This is a genomic window from Tenacibaculum jejuense (assembly GCF_900198195.1).
GTDB classification, from domain to species: Bacteria; Bacteroidota; Bacteroidia; order Flavobacteriales; family Flavobacteriaceae; genus Polaribacter; species Polaribacter jejuensis.
Genome location: NZ_LT899436.1, coordinates 2,658,368 through 2,677,178 on the forward strand (window position 1 = coordinate 2,658,368; position 18,811 = coordinate 2,677,178).

General features: G+C 29.9%; 19 protein-coding genes. 11 read left to right on the forward strand and 8 right to left on the reverse strand.

The genetic code is table 11. The features are described from left to right. Positions 1–18: 18 nt before the first annotated feature. The 3 genes from AQ1685_RS11840 (at position 19) to AQ1685_RS11850 (ending at position 3,441) form a co-directional block, all read left to right on the forward strand. A complete protein-coding gene (locus AQ1685_RS11840) occupies positions 19–2,421 on the forward strand; it encodes a TonB-dependent receptor (protein ID WP_095072409.1) in 2,403 nt (800 codons plus the stop codon). A gap of 35 nt (positions 2,422–2,456) precedes the next feature. Next, a complete protein-coding gene (locus AQ1685_RS11845) occupies positions 2,457–3,020 on the forward strand; it encodes a type 1 periplasmic binding fold superfamily protein (RefSeq protein WP_095072410.1) in 564 nt (187 codons plus the stop codon). Positions 3,021–3,123: 103 nt separating this feature from the next. Continuing rightward, positions 3,124–3,441 carry a hypothetical protein gene (locus AQ1685_RS11850; RefSeq protein WP_095072412.1) on the forward strand — a complete coding sequence of 106 codons (318 nt, stop codon included), beginning with the start codon at positions 3,124–3,126 and terminating at the stop codon, positions 3,439–3,441. A gap of 20 nt (positions 3,442–3,461) precedes the next feature. Here AQ1685_RS11850 and AQ1685_RS11855 read toward each other — a convergent pair whose 3' ends face one another. Further along, positions 3,462–4,769 (reverse strand): MFS transporter, encoded by a 1,308-nt coding sequence (locus tag AQ1685_RS11855; RefSeq protein WP_095072414.1) that lies wholly within the window; start codon positions 4,767–4,769, stop codon positions 3,462–3,464. Positions 4,770–4,838: 69 nt separating this feature from the next. Further along, complete coding sequence (locus AQ1685_RS11860) at positions 4,839–5,675, reverse strand: M48 family metallopeptidase (protein ID WP_095072416.1); 837 nt, start codon at positions 5,673–5,675, stop codon at positions 4,839–4,841. Between the two features lie 114 nt (positions 5,676–5,789). Between AQ1685_RS11860 and AQ1685_RS11865 the strand changes: the two genes are divergently transcribed. From AQ1685_RS11865 to AQ1685_RS11875, 3 genes are read left to right on the forward strand one after another with little or no spacing between them, the layout of a single operon-like run. After that, positions 5,790–6,656 carry an alpha/beta hydrolase gene (locus AQ1685_RS11865; RefSeq protein WP_095072418.1) on the forward strand — a complete coding sequence of 289 codons (867 nt, stop codon included), beginning with the start codon at positions 5,790–5,792 and terminating at the stop codon, positions 6,654–6,656. Between the two features lie 2 nt (positions 6,657–6,658). Then, complete coding sequence (gene msrB, locus AQ1685_RS11870) at positions 6,659–7,141, forward strand: peptide-methionine (R)-S-oxide reductase MsrB (protein WP_095072419.1); 483 nt, start codon at positions 6,659–6,661, stop codon at positions 7,139–7,141. 35 nt (positions 7,142–7,176) lie between these two features. Next, complete coding sequence (locus AQ1685_RS11875) at positions 7,177–7,731, forward strand: DUF1572 family protein (protein ID WP_095072421.1); 555 nt, start codon at positions 7,177–7,179, stop codon at positions 7,729–7,731. Here AQ1685_RS11875 and AQ1685_RS11880 read toward each other — a convergent pair. After that, a complete protein-coding gene (locus tag AQ1685_RS11880; protein ID WP_095072424.1) occupies positions 7,715–8,731 on the reverse strand; it encodes a LacI family DNA-binding transcriptional regulator in 1,017 nt (338 codons plus the stop codon). The genes AQ1685_RS11875 and AQ1685_RS11880 overlap by 17 nt on opposite strands. Positions 8,732–8,829: 98 nt before the next feature. Here AQ1685_RS11880 and AQ1685_RS11885 point away from each other — a divergent pair, with 98 nt between their 5' ends. After that, complete coding sequence (locus AQ1685_RS11885) at positions 8,830–9,363, forward strand: GNAT family N-acetyltransferase (protein ID WP_095072426.1); 534 nt, start codon at positions 8,830–8,832, stop codon at positions 9,361–9,363. 63 nt (positions 9,364–9,426) lie between these two features. Next, positions 9,427–10,038: a hypothetical protein gene (locus tag AQ1685_RS11890; protein ID WP_095072428.1), complete on the forward strand. Its 612-nt coding sequence runs from the start codon at positions 9,427–9,429 to the stop codon at positions 10,036–10,038. Between the two features lie 10 nt (positions 10,039–10,048). On the opposite strand, the gene AQ1685_RS11895 is transcribed toward AQ1685_RS11890, so the two are convergent. The 4 genes from AQ1685_RS11895 to AQ1685_RS11910 all read right to left on the reverse strand — a co-directional run bounded on the left by AQ1685_RS11895 (position 10,049) and on the right by AQ1685_RS11910 (position 14,263). Beyond that, positions 10,049–10,804, reverse strand: a complete 756-nt coding sequence (locus tag AQ1685_RS11895) for a LytR/AlgR family response regulator transcription factor (RefSeq protein WP_095072430.1) — start codon at positions 10,802–10,804, stop codon at positions 10,049–10,051. 1 nt (position 10,805) lies between these two features. After that, entirely contained in the window at positions 10,806–11,837 is a 1,032-nt protein-coding gene (locus tag AQ1685_RS11900; protein ID WP_095072432.1) for a histidine kinase, read from the reverse strand. After that, on the reverse strand, positions 11,834–12,844 hold the full coding sequence (locus tag AQ1685_RS11905) for a sensor histidine kinase (RefSeq protein ID WP_157730198.1): 1,011 nt from the start codon (positions 12,842–12,844) through the stop codon (positions 11,834–11,836). Before AQ1685_RS11905 ends, AQ1685_RS11900 begins: the two co-directional genes overlap by 4 nt. A gap of 78 nt (positions 12,845–12,922) precedes the next feature. Further along, complete coding sequence (locus AQ1685_RS11910) at positions 12,923–14,263, reverse strand: hypothetical protein (protein ID WP_157730199.1); 1,341 nt, start codon at positions 14,261–14,263, stop codon at positions 12,923–12,925. 144 nt (positions 14,264–14,407) lie between these two features. Here AQ1685_RS11910 and AQ1685_RS11915 point away from each other — a divergent pair, with 144 nt between their 5' ends. The 3 genes from AQ1685_RS11915 (at position 14,408) to folD (ending at position 17,258) form a co-directional block, all read left to right on the forward strand. Continuing rightward, entirely contained in the window at positions 14,408–14,935 is a 528-nt protein-coding gene (locus AQ1685_RS11915) for a DinB family protein (protein WP_095072437.1), read from the forward strand. Positions 14,936–14,976: 41 nt separating this feature from the next. Continuing rightward, positions 14,977–16,305, forward strand: coding sequence for a signal recognition particle protein (ffh, locus tag AQ1685_RS11920; protein ID WP_095072439.1), 1,329 nt, complete (start codon positions 14,977–14,979; stop codon positions 16,303–16,305). Between the two features lie 74 nt (positions 16,306–16,379). Then, on the forward strand, positions 16,380–17,258 hold the full coding sequence (folD, locus tag AQ1685_RS11925) for a bifunctional methylenetetrahydrofolate dehydrogenase/methenyltetrahydrofolate cyclohydrolase FolD (RefSeq protein ID WP_095072440.1): 879 nt from the start codon (positions 16,380–16,382) through the stop codon (positions 17,256–17,258). A 136-nt stretch (positions 17,259–17,394) separates the two neighbouring features. Here the strand turns inward: folD and AQ1685_RS11930 are convergent, their stop codons facing one another. After that, entirely contained in the window at positions 17,395–18,804 is a 1,410-nt protein-coding gene (locus AQ1685_RS11930; RefSeq protein WP_095072442.1) for a SusD/RagB family nutrient-binding outer membrane lipoprotein, read from the reverse strand. Positions 18,805–18,811 lie beyond the last annotated feature (7 nt).

Below are 18,811 nucleotides of genomic sequence, written 5' to 3' on the forward strand. Positions count from 1 at the left end.
TCAAACTAAACAATCATAATGAAACCTAATCAATGTATTTTGATTGTATTATTGATTTTAATATCAAACTCAATAATTGGTCAAAATTGTACATACACTTTTACTGGACTTGTTGAAGATTTTCATGATAAATCTCCAATAGTTGATGCTACTATTCACATTAAAAATTTAAATAGATATGCTGCCACAGATTTAGATGGTAAGTTCTCTTTTAAAAACTTGTGTGCTGGTAAATTAATTGTTGAAGTTTCTCATGTTGCTTGTGATACACAAATTATTGAAATCAATTTAACCAAAAACACACATAAGGTTATTGATTTAGAACATCACATAGAAGAACTAAATGAAGTTCAAGTTAAGTCATCAATAGGCGTTAAAACTAAAACATCGCAAGAAACTTTAATTAAAGAAAATATAATTGAAGAATATAGTGATGCTAGTTTAGGTGACGCTTTAAAAGAAGTGTCTGGGGTTTCAACTTTAAATACGGGTAATTCAATAGTAAAGCCAATTATTAATGGATTACACAGTAGTAGAATATTAATATCAATAAACAACGTAAGGCTACAAGATCAAGATTGGGGAGTAGAACATGCTCCTAATGTAGATATAAGCGCCGCAGGAAGCATATCAGTTATTAAAGGTGCAAATGCACTTGAATACGGTGGTGATGCAATTGGTGGTGTTGTTGTTATAAATCCTCCAAAGATTATCTTAAAAGATTCTTTGTATGGGAAAACTATTATATCTCAACAAACTAACGGTAGACTTGCTTCAATAAATACATCGATTAATAAATCATATCAGAAAGGTTGGTTTATTAACGGACAAGCTTCTTTAAAAAGAGCGGGAGATTTTGAAGCTCCAAATTACAATTTAACTAACACGAGTTTAAAATCATTTGGAATAAACTTAAGTGGTGGTTTTAAAAAATTTGACAAAGGTTTTGAAATCTTCGTTAGTCATGTATCTAATGAGATAGGAATACTTAGAGCTGCTCATATCGGTAGTACAACCGATTTGGTAAATAGTATTAACAGTGGTACACCCTCTGTAATAAGAGATTTTAGTTATGATATTAATAACCCTAAACAAGATGTTACACATCTTCTTCTAAAAGCGAACTTTTATAAAAGGTTTAAAGGCTTAGGAAAGTTTAGGTTACAATATGATTTTCAGCAAAATGAGAGAAAAGAATTCGATGTAAGACGTGGAGGAAGAAGTTCTTTAGCGGCCTTGGATTTGAATTTAAAAACTCATAATGTTAGAGCTGATATGAAGTTTGATGCTAATCCGAACAAGATATTCAAAATTGGGATTTCTGGCGGATACCAAACAAATTTTCCTGACCCTGGTACTGGGGTAAGGCGACTAATACCTGATTACGATAAGTATATATTGGGAGTTTATACTTTATCTGAATTGATTTTTTTTAATGGTTTAATTTTTTCATCAGGTATCAGATACGACTTTAGCCATATTAATGCAAAGAAATTTTACTTAAAATCAAGATGGAATTCACTTAATTACGATCAAGATTTTAGCGCTATTATATTAGACGACAGAGGAACACAATTCTTAACAGATCCAACTTTTAATTATCATAATTTATCAGCTTCAGTTGGGCTGTCGTATGAATTTGATCCTAAAAATTCTTTATTATTTAATTATGGATTATCGAATAGAGCTCCAAATCCAGCCGAACTGTTTAGTGATGGTTTACATCACACCGCAGCAAGGATAGAGTTAGGAGATTTACGTATCCGTCCAGAATCTTCCCATAGAATTTCTTCAACCTATAAATATAGTGGAGAGAAATTCAAAGCTTCAGTCGAAGGTTTTTATAACTTTATCGACGATTTTATTTACATAGAACCATCTGGAACAGAAACTACCATTAGAGGTGCTTTTGTTGTTTGGTCATATAAACAAATTAAAGCCAATCTATTTGGCTTAGACTCTGATATTTCGTACCAAATTAATGATAATTTTTCAATTAGAAATAGATCTTCTTACATCAAAGGAAAAGATTTAAGTAGTAATAGAGCTTTGATAGATATTCCTCCTTTTAAAACAGTAAATACCATCCAGTATAGCAACAATAAATGGAATGATTTTTACGCTAATTTGGAAAGTGATTTTAATGCAAGACAAAATGATTTTCCTAATAATAACTTTACAACATTTGTTGCTACAACAAATACAAATGAATTAGTCGATATTAGTACTCCTCCAAATGCATATCATTTACTTAACTTTTCTACTGGATTTAATTTTAAATTGTCAAAAACAAAAGTAGGTATTAACTTATTTGTTAATAATATTTTAAATACAACGTACAGAGACTACTTAAATCAATTACGATTCTTTGCAGACGATATTGGAAGAAATTTTAAAATACAATTAAAACTTAATTATTAAATAGAAACCTTAAATAAATTAAACAATTATATATTATGAAATCAATTAAATTATTAGCATTTTTATTTATTTCTACATTAATTTTCACAGGATGTTCTGATGATGATGATGACAACAATTTACCTGATGAAGTAAATGAAGAAGAAGTAATTACTACAATGACAATTACTTTAACTCCTGCTGGTGGTGGAACTGCTGTAACTTTACAAACAAGAGATGCAGATGGTGATGGACCAAATGCTCCTGTTTTATCTGTTTCTGGTGATTTAGCGGCTAATACAACGTATACAGGTTCAATCGAATTATTAAACGAAACTGTATCTCCTGCTGATATTATAACTGAAGAAATTGAAGAAGAAGATGAAGAGCACCAATTCTTTTTCGTAGCTACTGGTGTTAATGCTACTTTTGCTTACACAGATAGTGATGAAAATGGAAATCCTGTAGGATTAGACTTTACTTTAACAACTACTGACGCTAGTACAGGTTCTTTAACTTTTACTTTAAAGCATGAGCCAAGCAAGCCAAATAATGGAACTGCAACTGATGCTGGTGGTGAAACTGATATTGAAACTACATTTAATGTAACTGTTCAGTAGTATTCTTAAACAAGAATTAATCAACCAAATAAAAAAAGAGCTTCTTTATGAAGCTCTTTTTTTATTTACTAAATTTGAAGATAAACTTTAATGTATTATTGTTATGAACACTCCTTGTAAAGAAATGAGTATAGAAAATTATATTGATATTTTAAATAATAATCCAGAACTTAAAGAAAAGTTAAGTGACATTGGTATTCTTGAAAATAATAATGGTGAAGCTATCATAAAGCTCAAATATTATGACTTATTGACTAAGAAAGAAAAAGACTATCTAAATAAATCTTTTAAAAACTTAAATAGAGAAAAATATACTCTGAAATATGGAATTGTAAAAGGTGGATTTTTAACTTGTCTTACAGATGAAATATGTGACAACTGTCATAAAGCACTTACAGATGCAAGAAATGATTATAAATAAAAACTAATAAATATATTTTTCTAAGACACGTACTTTGTCTTTTTCAGTCTTAATAAAACGACTAAAGATGCAAAGAAGAAAATAGCTAACGATAAAACGCTCCACTGCATAGAATTAGTTATGGCATTTAACAAACCGTAAACAAAAGTTCCTGTTACTATGGCTATTTTTTCTGTAACATCGAAGAAACTAAAAAAAGTAGCATGATCTTCCGTTTCTGGTATTAATTTAGAATACGTTGATCTTGCTAAAGATTGAATAGCTCCTAAAACTAAACCTAAAACTCCGCCTAAAATATAAAAATAGACTAATATATTATTCAAGTCTTTATGTAGAAGAAAAGCTCCAAAACAAACAAACATCCAAACAATTATAGTAATTGTTAATGCTTTTATGTTTCCAAATCTTTCTGATATTCTAGAAAAAAGAAAAGCTCCTAAAATTGCTAATACTTGAATAATTAGTATTGTACCAATTAAATTGATCTTACCTAATTTTAATTCGGCTGTCCCAAATAAAGTAGCGGTTAAAATAATAGTTTGTACTCCAACACTTAATAAAAAGAATGCAATTAAAAAACGTTTTAAAACTGGGTGGTCTTTTTTAACTTCTTTCAATACTTTTTTAAGCTCTTGAAATCCTTTCCATAAATAACCTTCTTCTAATTGATCTTTAGGTATTTTTTTTTCTTTTGGTAACCTTCTAAAAGTGATTTGAGCAAAACCTAGCCACCAAACACCTACGACAACAAAAGATAAACGTATAGCAACACCTTCTGTTAACCCAAAGGAATCATGTAACATTACCAACGATAAGCATAAAAGAAGTAATAATATAGAACCTATGTAACCATTAATAAAACCTCTAGCACTTACTCTATCATGATCTTCAGGATGTGCTATTTCTGGTAAATATGCATTATAGAAAACAATACTTCCCCAAAAACCTATACTTGCTAAAATACTTGATATAATACCAATCCAAGTTGTAGATAAACCGTCAAACAAATACAAACTCATAACTGAAATACTTCCTAGTAAACAAAAGAATTTCATAAAACTCTTTTTATTTCCTCTATAATCAGCAATACCAGATAAAATAGGTGAAATAATTGCTACAATTAAAAATGAAAACGATAATGCATATGTATATAAAGAATTAGGATGCTCCCACTCTATTCCTAGAAATCTCACAAAATTCCCTTCTGTTACTGCATCATAATACATTGGAAAAATTGCTGTACTAATTACTAATGAATATACTGAATTCGCCCAGTCGTAAAAAGCCCATGCTTTAATTACTTTTGAATCTCCTTGTATTTTTTGCATAACTTGTAGAAATTAAAAAAACCGTTCTTGTACAAGAACGGTTTGCAATATACTTAAAAAGTTATCGTATTATTTTCTAACTCCCATATTTTTTGTCTGCGCATTATATTTTGCAGCCAATTGTTTTGCAGTAGGTAAATATGCTCTTAAATCAGTAATTCTGGTTTGGTTGTGTGGGTGAGTACTTAAAAACTCTGGTGGTGCTTTACTACCTGTTTTCTTAGCATTTTCACTCATACGAAACCATACATTTACAGCTTCTTCTCCTTTGTAACCTGCCATGATCATAAAAACTAAACCTAATTTATCAGCTTCTGTTTCATGAGTTCTACTAAACTTTAACATTCCTAACTGTGATGTTATACCATAAGCCATGTTCCACAGATTACTTTGCTTACTACTTGCAGTACCTAAAGCAACAGCCATTCCTCCAAATTGTTGCATTTGAGCAGAAGACATTCTTTCTTGCCCATGTTTAGCAAAAGCATGAGCAACCTCGTGTCCCATAACAGCTGCAACTCCATTTGTGTTTGCACAAATAGGCATGATACCTGTATAAAACACAACCTTACCTCCTGGCATACACCATGCATTTATCGTTTTATCATTTATTAAATTAAATTCCCAACGGTAAGAATTAGCTTCAGCAGTCATTTCATTAGCTCTCATAAAACGATCTACAGCTCCAGCTATATTTTTACCTATAGTTTTTAGTTCTCGAGCCTGTTTGGTATTATTGATGATCTTACTTTTATTTTCTTTTAAAAACCCATCATACTGTTGAAAACTCATAGGTAATACTTGAGCATCACTTACAAAATTAACTCGCTTTCTTCCGGTTATTGGAACTGTATCACATTGTATAAATAATGATAAAATTCCGATAAATACTAGTATTTTTCTCATCTGTTATGATTTTTTTACACGCTACAAAGTTATGACTCATTTTCGAAGTAAAAGTCACTTTCTATGAAATTAAAAATACAAATTCTATCTTTACCATAAAAATCAAATATTTTAATGGAAACTAGTCAGAACAGAATCTTACCTTCAAGTATGCCTATACCAAACAAAATTAAGAAGATAAGCAGATTCATTCAATTTGTATCCCCTAGCCTAGTAACAAAATTCTCTTTAAAATTATTTTCTACTCCTATAAAATTTCCTTTACCAAATCGAGAGAAAACTATGTGGGAGAGTGCTCAAAAAAGCAGATTAAAAGTTTCTTCGATTGATAGGGAGATTGATGTATTAACTTATGGATATTCCCCTAAAAAAGTACTTTTAGTACATGGATGGTGTGGTAGAAGTACTCAGTTGTTTATGGTTGCTGATAAATTACTAGAAAAAGGATATATGGTAATTTCTTTTGATGCGCCTGCTCATGGTAAATCTGAAGGAAAAACAACATTAATGCCTGAATTTATTGAAACTATTCATGCTGTGAATAAAGAACACGGTCCTTTTGAAGCTGCTGTTGGTCATTCTTTAGGCGGAATGTCTTTATATTCAGCATATGCAGATGGTTTTAAAACAAATAAAATTGTATCTATTGGCTCTGGAGATACGATCAGTGAAATTCTAATGAACTTTACAAATAATCTTACATTAAAACCTAAGATTACTAAAAGAATGAAAAATTATTATGATAAGAAATTAGGTAGAGATATCGATTTAAATGCTAGTTCTGAAACTGCAAAACAAGTAGATATACCTGCTTTAGTTGTTCATGATTCTTTAGATGGTGATGTGGCTGTAAGTTGTGCATACAGTATTCGTCAAAACTTAAACCAAGGTTCTATTTTAATTACGCAAGGTTTAGGACACACGAAAATTTTGCGAGATAAAGAAACCATGAATAGAGTTGTTGATTTTATAATTTCTTAAACATGAAAAAAATACTTTTTTTATTCGCTGTATTAGCTTTAATTTCTTGTGAATCTATTGCTCAGAAAGATAAAGCTTCATCGAAAAAATATAAGGTTCAAAAAACCGATCAAGAATGGAAAGAAGCTTTAACTCCAATGCAATATTATGTATTGAGAAAAGCTGGAACCGAAAGACCTAACACAAGTGAATTTAACTACTTGAAAGAAAAAGGAACTTTTGTTTGTGCTGGATGCGAAACTCCTTTGTACAAATCGGAACGTAAATTTAATTCAGGAACAGGTTGGCCTTCTTTTGATAAAGCTATTGAAAACAATATTGAAACTGATGTAGATTATAAGATTGGTTATGCCAGAACAGAACTTAAATGTAATACTTGTGGCGGACATTTAGGACATCGATTTAATGATGGACCAAGAGAAACTACAGGATTGCGAGATTGTATTAATGGTGTAGCTTTAAAATTTATTCCTTCAAAAATATAACGTAAATTAAGAGTTGAAAATTCAACTCTTTTTTTATGGCTCATTCTTACTTAAATAGCGCTATCAAACAATTTGAATATTACAAAAGTTTAGGAGATAAAACGTTTCATCAACTTACTAATGATCAGTTTTTCTGGATTGCTGATGCTCATGAAAATTCTATAGCAATTGTAGTAAAACACATGGTGGGAAATATGTTATCTAGGTGGACAAATTTTTTAACTGAAGATGGTGAAAAAGATTGGCGTAATAGAGATCAGGAATTTGAAAATTCATTCACAACTAAAAAAGAAGTAATTGATTATTGGGAACAAGGTTGGCAATGTTTATTTGATGCAATTATTCCACTTACTACAAATGATTTAGAAAAAGTTATTTACATCAGAAATCACGGTCATACTGTTACAGAAGCAATTAATCGTCAGTTATGTCATTATTCTTATCATACAGGACAAATTGTATTTTTAGGAAAAATGCTAACTAACGAAAAATGGCAATCTTTATCAATTCCAAAAGGAAATTCAAAACAATACAATCAAGAAAAATTCTCAAAAGATAAAATGCGTAAACACTTTACAGAGGATTTATAATTGTTTGCGTTGTTGCTCTTTCACATAAAGAAGAATAAATTACAGTTGCTTTATTAGCTGATGTATCTTTTTTACTCAGTCGATCTAAGAGTTGTTTTGCTGTGGTTCTTCCTAAACGCTTTCCGTGTTGATCAATTGTGCTTAAACTTGGTTTTAAATGTTCAGAAATTTTAGTACCTGCATAACCGATCATTAACAACTTTCTATCTTCTAAAAGTTGCCTTTTACTTGCTATTCTATAAGCTGCTAGAGAAGCTTCTTCATCTAAAGCAATAATTCCATCAACGGCTTCCTCATCAAACAAAACATGGAATTCATTTTCAATATACATCTCATTTCCCTTAACAATAAGAGGTTCTTGTTTATCGTCTTTAATTGCTTCTAAATATCCTAATAATCTTGCATTTTCATCACTTAAATTTTTATTAGAGGAAGCTAATGCAATATTAGTAGCTCCTTTAAATTTTAAATGTCGAACTGCTTTTTGTACGGCTTCAAAGTCATTTACTAATACTTTATCACATGCTACAGAATTATCAACTCTATCAAACATAATTAAATCAATATTATCTGAAATGTCACTTAAATGACTAAAATCTTGTTTTAATTGTGTTTCTTCTGTAACAGCTATAATAATACCGTCTACCAATCCGTTTACTAATGTTTCTACTGCTTTTACTTCCTTATCGTAAGATTCATTAGTTACAGTAATAATAATATTGTAATCTGTATCCGCTAATACACTTTCAATACCTCTTAAAGCTCTAACTAAAAAGAAATCTTTAATACTAGGTAAAACAACACCAATAGTATTCGTTTTCCCCGATTTTAAATTTAATGCTGCTCTATTAGGCCTGTAATTGTATCTTTTGGCAGCTTCTTCAACTTTTTTCTTAGTTGCTTCACTAATCTCGTAACTATCATTTAAAGCTTTAGAAACTGTAGATGCAGAAACATCAAGAATCTTTGCCAACTCTTTTAGCGTGATACTTTTTTTCATAAAAATTAATATTTGTTCGGTTCCTTCGGTCGTAAATGTATTAATTTGCTTTTTGTGATCAAAAAAAATATGGTTTCACCATTATAAAATTATACCAAATGAACTCTTACATCTTTACTTCAGAAAATTTAGGTTTTAGAAATTGGAAAACTAGTGATCTAGATGAATTATATCGCTTAAACTCTAATACTGAAGTAATGCGTTTTTTTCCTTCTACAGCTTCTAAAGAACAGTGCGAAGATTTTGTAAAAAGAATGCAACAGCAATTTGAGACGCATAAATATTGCTATTTCGCTACTGAAAAATTAGAAACTCAAGAATTTATTGGTTTTGTGGGACTTTCTTTACAAACTTATGAAGCTGATTTTAATCCTTCTACAGATATTGGTTGGCGCTTATTACCTGAGTTCTGGGGAAATGGTTACGCTACTGAAGGCGCAAAACGTTGTTTATCATACGGATTTGAAACTTTAAAGTTATCTGAAATTGTTTCAGTTGCTCCTTCAATTAATATTCCTTCAATAAAGGTAATGGAGAAAATAGGAATGCAAAAAGCTAGTACTTTTAATCATCCGTTATTGAAAAAATATCCTAATCTTGAATCTTGTGTCTTATATAAAATTAAGCAATAAAATTCTGTAACAAAGTTTAACCATACTCGTCTCCGTTTTTAGTAACTAAGTAAAAAATTAGAGATGAAAAATAAACTATTACCGCAGTTGTTTATTATATACACTAGGTATTTAATAGGATTTGCTTTTGTATTTGCCAGTGTAAAAAAAATTCAAGGACGACGATTTACTAGTGTTAGTGGTGAAGAAAACCCAATCAATACGTCTTGGCATTTTTTTGAAACTTTATATCAATCTGGTTTGTATTGGAAATTTATAGGAGTTGGACAATTAATAGCAGGACTGTTATTAATGACACAACGTTATTCTAAACTAGGAGCTGTTGTTTTTTTTCCTGTGATAGCCAATGTTTTTGTGATTACAGTTTCTTATGATTTTAATGGAACACCAATTATAACTGGACTTATGCTTTTAGCTAATATTATGCTGTTGGTTTGGGATTGGGATACCTTAAAAGTATTGGTAGACAAAGAACCAAATTTTCCAGATGTAAACAGACTAGAATCGGATACTATTTGGACTCTTATGGGTTTCGCTTTTCTTTTGATTATGATGTGCGTTGGTTTTATCAAAAATGGAAGAGATCTCTTACTGCTGTTAATTGGTATTTTATCTGTTAGTATTGGCGGATTAATTTTAGGAATAAAAAGACATAAAAAACGAGCTATTCAATAGCTCGTTAATTTTAATTTCCTTCAAACCAATTTTTAAAAATAGCTACTTTTTCTCTACTTACTATAATTTCTTTTTCGAGTTGAAATGATGTTGTAATTTTTAATCTACTATTAGAATAAACTAACACATCTTTTATTGAATTGATTCCAACTATAAATGTTCTATTTACTCTAAAGAAATTTTTAGGATTTAAAACTTTCACCAAATCTTCTAACTTAAAATCTAAAATGTATTTTTTTCCTGAATTGGTTACTAAATACACCGTTCTTCCTTCAGCATAAAACAAAGAAATTTCGTCTGTTTTTAATGAATGAATATGGTTTCCTAATTTCACTAAAAAACGATCTTTAAACTTTCTTGTGATTAAATCTTTAGCAACATTAGATACGGCTTCTGTTTTTTTGAAAAGGTTTTGCATTGACTTTAATTTAGTCATTGCTTTAGAAATATCAGTGAATGTAATCGGTTTTAAAATATAGTCTATACTATTCACTTTAAAAGCATCTATCGCGTATTCATCGAAAGCTGTAACAAATATGATAGGTTTATCAATCTTGGTTTGATTAAAAATCTCAAAACTTAGACCGTCTGTTAATTGAACATCCATAAAAACAACATCAAATTCGTTTTCTGATTGAAAAAATTCTACTGCGCTTTGAATACTATCAAGCTTCGCAGCAATTTCAATAGTTCCATCATACTTTAAAAGATAACGTTCTAGTTTCTCTACTGCTAAGGATTCATCTTCAACTATTATTACTTTCATTTTAGTTTTCTTCAGTTTTGGTAGTTAGTTTTGGTAGGGTTATCGTTCGTTTAAGATCGGTTGTAATAAGTTGTATTTCTAAATCACTATAAATCTTATAAACTCTTTCTATCTCTTTAATATGCTGTAATGTAAATGGTGCTGTTATTTTATCATTGGTTTGATAAGTAAGAATAAAACTGTTTTCAGTTTCTTTTAATTCTATTTTTAATTCTAAATTCGATGAGATAATTGTTGTTCTAATAATTTGTTCAATTGTAAAAAGTAAACTTCTTGGTACGACTAAGAAATCACTTTTTACTTCATTTACCATAATTATATTTCTGTATGGTAAATAATTAAAAAGATGTACCAACTCGTTTGTAGTTTCTAATTCCTCTTGAATTGTTACTAATTGTTTTTCCTTACTTGATAAAATATAACGATATATAGTTGCTAAATGATCAATAAAATCATCTGCTAAATCAGTATCATTTTGAATTAATACTAATAAATTTTCTAAACTTTCGAATAATAAACTAGGGTTGATTCCTTGTTTAAATTCTTGAAAATCTTCTTCAATAAATTGAAGATACTGTTGTTCTTCCTTTAATTTATCTGTATTTATTTTATGTAAATATTCATGACTAATAAAAAGTAAAATATAAATAGCACTTACTACACTAAAAATACTATTGAACAATAATAATTCTTCAAAATTTGGCGAAAAACCTAATACTTTCTTGTAATAAATCGTCATAAATAACGATACAATTCCAATACATAATAATATAGTAACGAAGACTTGAATCAGTATAAAAACAGGAGTACTTAATGATTTAAAAAATCTTTTAAATTGTAATAATGAAAATCTTAAAAACTCTTGAACAATGTAAGATAACCCAATACACACGTATAATTCTTGTCCTAAAAATTCTTGTTGAACTTGTGCTACATTATTATTCACTAAAAGAATTAATAAATACACCACTACTCCACTAAAAACAGGACTTAGTAATCGAAATAAAGGTTTATGTATAAATAACTTTTTCATCGTATAATTGGTAATTTGACTAGAAACTTATCTCCGTTACTCATTTCTATATTTTTTCCTGTTAAAAGCAAATACCTGTTGTTAATATTCTTCAATCCTATTTTAAAAGAACTAACATTTTTAGGCTTCGATGTTATGTTATTTTGAACATAAATAAATTCCTCGTCATTGGTAATTTTCATCATCAAAGGTTTTTCAACACTTAACACGTTATGTTTAACAGCGTTTTCAACCAACATTTGTATGGATAATGGTGGAATTTTAGTTCCTGATAAAACAGGAGATAATGTTATTTCACATTTAAATTTATTTTCGAATCTATTATTAATTAAGAAAATGTACGACGTTACTAATTCCATCTCCTTTTCTAATTCGGTGAGTTTTGTATCGTAACTTTTTAAAACATAATCATACATTAAAGCTAACTTTCTAATGAATAAAGAGGCTTTTGTTTTGTCTTTATGAGTTAATGATGAAATTGCATTTAAACCATTAAATAAAAAGTGTGGACTTAGTTGTGATTTTAAAGCTTCTAACTGATGTTCTATTTGATTTCTCTTTAATTTTATGGTTTCTATCTGCAATGTGGCGTATGCATAATATGAATACAAAGCGAAATAAACTACCTGAAATAGTATTGAAATTATAAAAAGTATAATACTCAACTTTATTAAAATCAATGAATATTCTGATAGAAAATCAGAAATAGGATTCACTAGCTGAAGATAGAAATACAAAATAAAAACACTGACTAAAAAAGTAATCACAAAATGTAATATTATTCCTAAAAACAATCGTGTTCCTTCATTTGTTTTCCAAGGTAATTGTTTATCTAAAACCCTAGAAACAAACAAATTTACATATCCACATACTGCACCTAAGCACGCAAATAAAAAGACAATGAATGTATTGATTTCTTCTCCTTTTTGTTCACCAATTAACATAAAATATCCCACTGATATTCCTAATATTAGTCCGATGATGTTAGTGAGAAGATGTTTTTTCATTAGTTTCATGTTTGGTAATTGATATCACTGTAGTAAAGTAACTAAAAATCAGATAGACATTTAGTTACTTTACTATTTTTAATAGAATGCTTTCATGGCTTTACCAAAGTAATGATCTGAATCTATACTTTTAGCTCTCTTTAAATAGGCATCCTTTACACGCTGTGAAGCTCTTTTAACTTTTGGTGCAAACGCAACTAAAGATGATGATAAATACGAACTAGAATCTATTGATTTTAAAGAATCTAAAACTCTTAAAAGTTGATCTTCTGTTAAGTTTCTTTTTGCAATCTTTTTATAAACATCTAATCTGTAATAATCAGAATCTACATTTGTTTCTATAAGTGTAATTAGTTCATTTAATGATGTATCATCTAATTCCTTTTTAAGTAAATCTTTTATCACACTTGATGCGTAATAATCTGAATCTACATCTCCCATAGATTTGATAAATGCATCATAATTTTCTTTAGATAAATCTTTCTTCTTCAACGCATTTCTTAATATCTGACTTTTGTAATAATCGGAACTAATTCGGTTTGATAACATCATAATTTTGCTCATATTAGATTTATTTAAATCTCTATGATCTAATATTTTTGTCAATACTTCAGTTAAATAATAGTCTGAACTAATATTTTTAGAAATTTCCAATAACTTATCTAATTGATCATCTGTTATTACCATATTGTCTATTGCATTAGTTAACAATTGAGACTTGTAATAATCTGATTGTATCGTTTTTGTAGCATCTATATATGCAGTTCCTATTTGTTCATTTTGTAGGAATAAATCCTGATTCTTCTGAAGTAAATCAGATAAATAATAATCTGACTTTATAGTATTCCCAGCTATATTTATAAGCTTAGTTAATTCTGATGTTTTTAAATTTTTATCCAATAATAACTTCAAATATTTAGATGTAACATAGTCGCTGCCTACTTTTTCTACCTCATTAAAAACAGCTTTTGCTCCTCCTCTATTATAAAATCTAGCTACTCTATTTTCAGCTGCTATACCCGTATATCTAATAATTTCAGGAAGAATTTCAGCTAACCATAACTTTCCTTCAGGATCATAATTCTTTTTATCCCAGCCTACGTAGTATCTTTTCTTTAAAATCCCATTTTCAGATTCTACAATCAACTTTCTTTTTTTTCCAAAACTTGTTTTTTTAATTTCTATAAAACCTCCTCTAGTAATTGAAACAATATCTTTATCGTCGTCAGAAACTTCAATATCTCCTTCATATTCTATTTCGAACTTCCCTTTTCCTTTAATAAAAAGGGTAATATCTCCAACTGGTTTTTTCAGTTTACTATATTTTTCATAAACTTTGATGGTTGTTTGAGCTGATGTATTAAATGCAACTGAACATAACATGATCAGCAATATCTGTATGATTGATTTTGTTTTCATAATTACTATTTTTTGTTTTTACAACTTCAAAAGTATTAGATGATTAGACTTCAAAAAAACGAAATGTAATCAACTGTATTTTTAATGTAGTCAATTGTAAAGTTTAATTTTATATCTTTAAAATACATTTCATTTTACACTTTCATGGATAAAAAGTTAATTTCAGATTTATTAGAAGAAAAACATCAAGAGTTATTCAAATGGATAGAACAACAAGAAGGAAACTACTGGGAAAAAGGCCCAGAAAATAGATGGACAGCCGGACAACAAATTCAACATCTTGTAGATTCTATAAAGCCATTAAATCTAGCTTTAAGTTTACCTTCATTTATTTTAAAAGCAAAATTTGGCACAACTAATCGAGAATTAAGAACTTATGATGAAATTGTAAAAAAATACAATGAAAAGTTAGTTCAATATAAAGACAAGGCTAGAGATTTTAATAGTAAAGTAAGTACACCAGACGAAAAGAAACTCATTAAGCTTGTTACTACCTTAAAAAAACAAAATAAAGAACTACAAAATAAGACTCAAAAATTAAGTAATCATAAACTAGACAACTTAATTTTACCTCATCCTTTACTAGGAAAAATGCCACTTCGCGAAATAATTATGTGGACAGCACATCATACTGAACATCACACTAGAGATTTAATTGAAAACTACTCTTAAAATACCTATATTTGTGCCTCTAAAAAATGTAGCAGACATCGATGTTTAATAATTTAAGTGAAAAATTAGATAAGGCTCTACACTCGCTGAAGGGTCATGGTAAGATAAATGAAGTTAACGTTGCCGAAACTTTAAAAGAAGTTCGAAGAGCACTTTTAGATGCCGATGTTAACTTTAAAATTGCAAAACAATTCACAAACTCGGTTAAGGAAAAAGCCATAGGACAAGACGTATTAACAACGTTAAATCCGGGTCAGTTAATGGTAAAAATCGTAAAAGATGAATTAACTGAACTAATGGGTGGCGATACTGTAGGTATTAACCTTGGTGGAAGTCCGACTGTAATTTTAATGTCTGGTTTACAAGGATCGGGTAAAACAACTTTCTCTGGTAAACTAGCCAATTACTTAAAAAACAAGAAAACTAAACAAGTATTATTAGTAGGTTGTGATGTGTATCGTCCTGCCGCTATTAATCAGTTACAAGTTGTTGGAGAACAAATCGGTGTTGAAGTTTATGCTGAAGTAGGAAACCAAAATCCTGTTGAAATTTCTCAAAATGCAATTAAGCATGCAAAAGCAAACGGAAAAAATGTGGTGATTATTGATACCGCTGGTCGTTTAGCTGTTGATGAAGAAATGATGACAGAGATTTCTAATATTCACAAAGCAGTTACTCCAAATGAAACATTATTCGTTGTAGATTCTATGACGGGGCAAGATGCAGTAAACACTGCAAAAGCCTTTAACGATGTTTTAAATTTCGACGGAGTTGTTTTAACGAAATTAGATGGTGATACAAGAGGTGGTGCTGCATTATCTATTAAATCTGTAGTTGATAAACCAATTAAGTTTATTGGTACTGGTGAGAAAATGGATGCAATTGATGTATTCCACCCGAATCGTATGGCAGATCGTATCCTTGGAATGGGAGACGTTGTGTCGTTAGTTGAGCGTGCTCAAGAACAATACGATGAAGCTGAAGCTAGAAAATTACAGAAGAAAATTGCTAAAAACCAATTTGGTTTTGACGATTTCTTAAATCAGATTCAGCAAATTAAAAAAATGGGTAGCATGAAAGACTTAGTTGGAATGATACCTGGTGCTGGAAAAGCATTAAAAGATGTAGATATTGATGATGACGCATTCAAAGGAATAGAAGCTATAATACGTTCTATGACTCCAGAAGAAAGAAGTAAACCTTCTGTTATAAACGCAAGTAGAAAAAAGAGAATCGCAAAAGGTTCTGGAACCTCAGTACAAGAAGTAAACCAGCTCATGAAACAATTTGATCAGATGAGTAAAATGATGAAAATGATGCAAGGCGGCGGAGGCAAAAGAATGATGCAAATGATGCGAGGAATGAGATAAAAAATTACAGAAGAGAAGTGTGCCCACTTCTCTTTTTTATTTACGTAACATAAACAACACACTAACAACAAGAAATGATTTTATTAGACGGAAAAAAGACTTCTGCAGACATTAAAGAAGAAATTGCTTTAGAAGTTGGAGCGTTAAAGAGAAATGAGAAAAAAGCACCACATTTAGCTGCAATTATTGTTGGTAATGACGGAGCAAGTTTAACCTATGTAAATGCTAAAGTAAAAGCATGTGAGCGTGTAGGTTTCGAATCGACTTTAATTCAATTGCCAGAAGAAACTACTGAAGCTGAATTGTTAAATGAAATTGAAATTTTAAATGTCGATAATGATATTGATGGATTTATTGTACAGTTACCTCTACCGAAACATATCGACGAACAAAAAGTATTATTAGCTGTAGATCCTGCTAAAGATGTAGACGGTTTTCATCCTGAAAATGTTGGTAGAATGGCTTTAAATTTACCAACTTTTATTTCTGCAACTCCATTTGGAATTTTAGAATTATTAGACCGTTATGAAGTTGAAACTTCAGGAAAAAATGTAGTCGTTATTGGACGTAGTCATATCGTTGGAAGTCCGATGAGTATTTTACTTTCTCAAAAGAGAAAAGTAGGAAATGCTACAGTTACTTTAACACACAGTAGAACTCAAAATTTAGAAGCAATTACAAAAGAAGCAGATATTATTGTTGCTGCTATTGGTATTCCTGAATTTTTAAAAGGTAATATGGTAAAAGATGGTGTTGTTGTAATTGACGTTGGAATTACTAGAGTTGCTGATGCTTCTAAAAAGAGCGGATTTAGATTAGTTGGAGACGTTGCTTTTGATGAAGTAGCAGAGAAATCTTCTTTCATCACTCCAGTTCCTGGAGGTGTTGGACCGATGACTATAGCAATGTTATTAAAGAATACACTTATTGCGAATAAACGTAGAAATAGTTAATTCTATATAGATTAGATAAAATAAAAAAGGAAGCAAATTGCTTCCTTTTTTTGTGGGCATTATTTGAGAAAAGAGCCTAAACAAACATTTAGGCTCTCCGTTTTTAGAATAATTAAAATGAAAAGGAGGTATATTTTTACCACCACCAAGAAGAAGAATTAATTTCATCTCCTCCCATAGCATTTGATGCAGCATCATAGTTTGCTTTATTCACAGATTGTTCTAAGCTTGGATACTTTAATCGTACAGGTACATTATTACTATTCAAATTCCCTGCTCCTGCTTGAATAAAACTTGGTTTACCCGTTCTTTTCCAATCAAACCAAGGTTCAATTCCTGAATGATATAATGCTAACCATTTTTGCTCATATAATCTATCAGTACTTGCATCGTAAGGAACAGTTGTTGTCAAAAAATCTGTTGGCATTCTTACGCCCCATTGCTCAAAAGAAGCAGTAATTGCTGTATTATAATACATACTAGCAGAACCTGTAGTAATTAATCCTCTTTCACTAGCTTCAGCTAAAAGAAAGTTTACTTCACTATACGTCATAAAAATTCCTTGGATTAAAGTTGCACTTTCGTAAAAATCCGTAGATCTTCTACTAAATTCAGCTGGTCTACCGATATCACTTAATGCTTGACCAGGAAGTACACCTAATGTTCTATCGTTAGTTCCTTCTTTTGGACTTACCCATAAATCTAATCTAGGATCGTTATTTGTATTTAGTAAATTAATAAAATGACTAGAAGGAATTAATAAATAATAATCATAATCTCTTCCTCCTCCAGGTAAAGCAACTTGAGAAACATCTGGTAAAGAACCACTGTAATTATAAATCGCATTATCATTATTAGAATCAAAAATTGGATACGTTGTTGGATTATTAATTATTGTTGCTAAATCACTAGCTACATTTCTAACATCACTAGTACGCATTAGCAAACGTAAACGTAATGAATTTGCAAACTTTTTCCATTGTATCATACTACCTCTATACAAAATATCTCCTGTAACACTTTCTGCAAGATTTATCATAGTATTAGCTGATTCTAACTTATCGAAAATACGTGTGTAAATATCTTCTTGTTTATCATACACTGGAGCTATAATTCCCTCTTGAGTTTTATTTGCTTCAGACATAGGAACATCTCCATAGGCATCTGTTATTACACTATAGATATATGACTCTAAAATTAATGCAATCGCTTGATAATTGCTATTTCCTCTAGATTGAGCAATTTCTTTGATGTCTTTAATGTTTTCTAAAATAGCATACATTGGAGACCAAAATCGATCATCTGGTTGCCACCTGTAAATGTCTAAATCATTAAATTCATATCTAGCTCCATACTGTCCTATTATATCTCCAAAGTTATACGACTCATTTACTATAATATTAGTTAAATCAAAAATTACTGTAGGTAACAATAACTCTTCACTTGCCGTTACTGGGTTATTAGGATTAGTATTAATATTTTCAAAATCTTCTGTACAAGCACTAAATACTAGTAATGCTATGCATATATATATTAATTTTTTCATTTTTTTG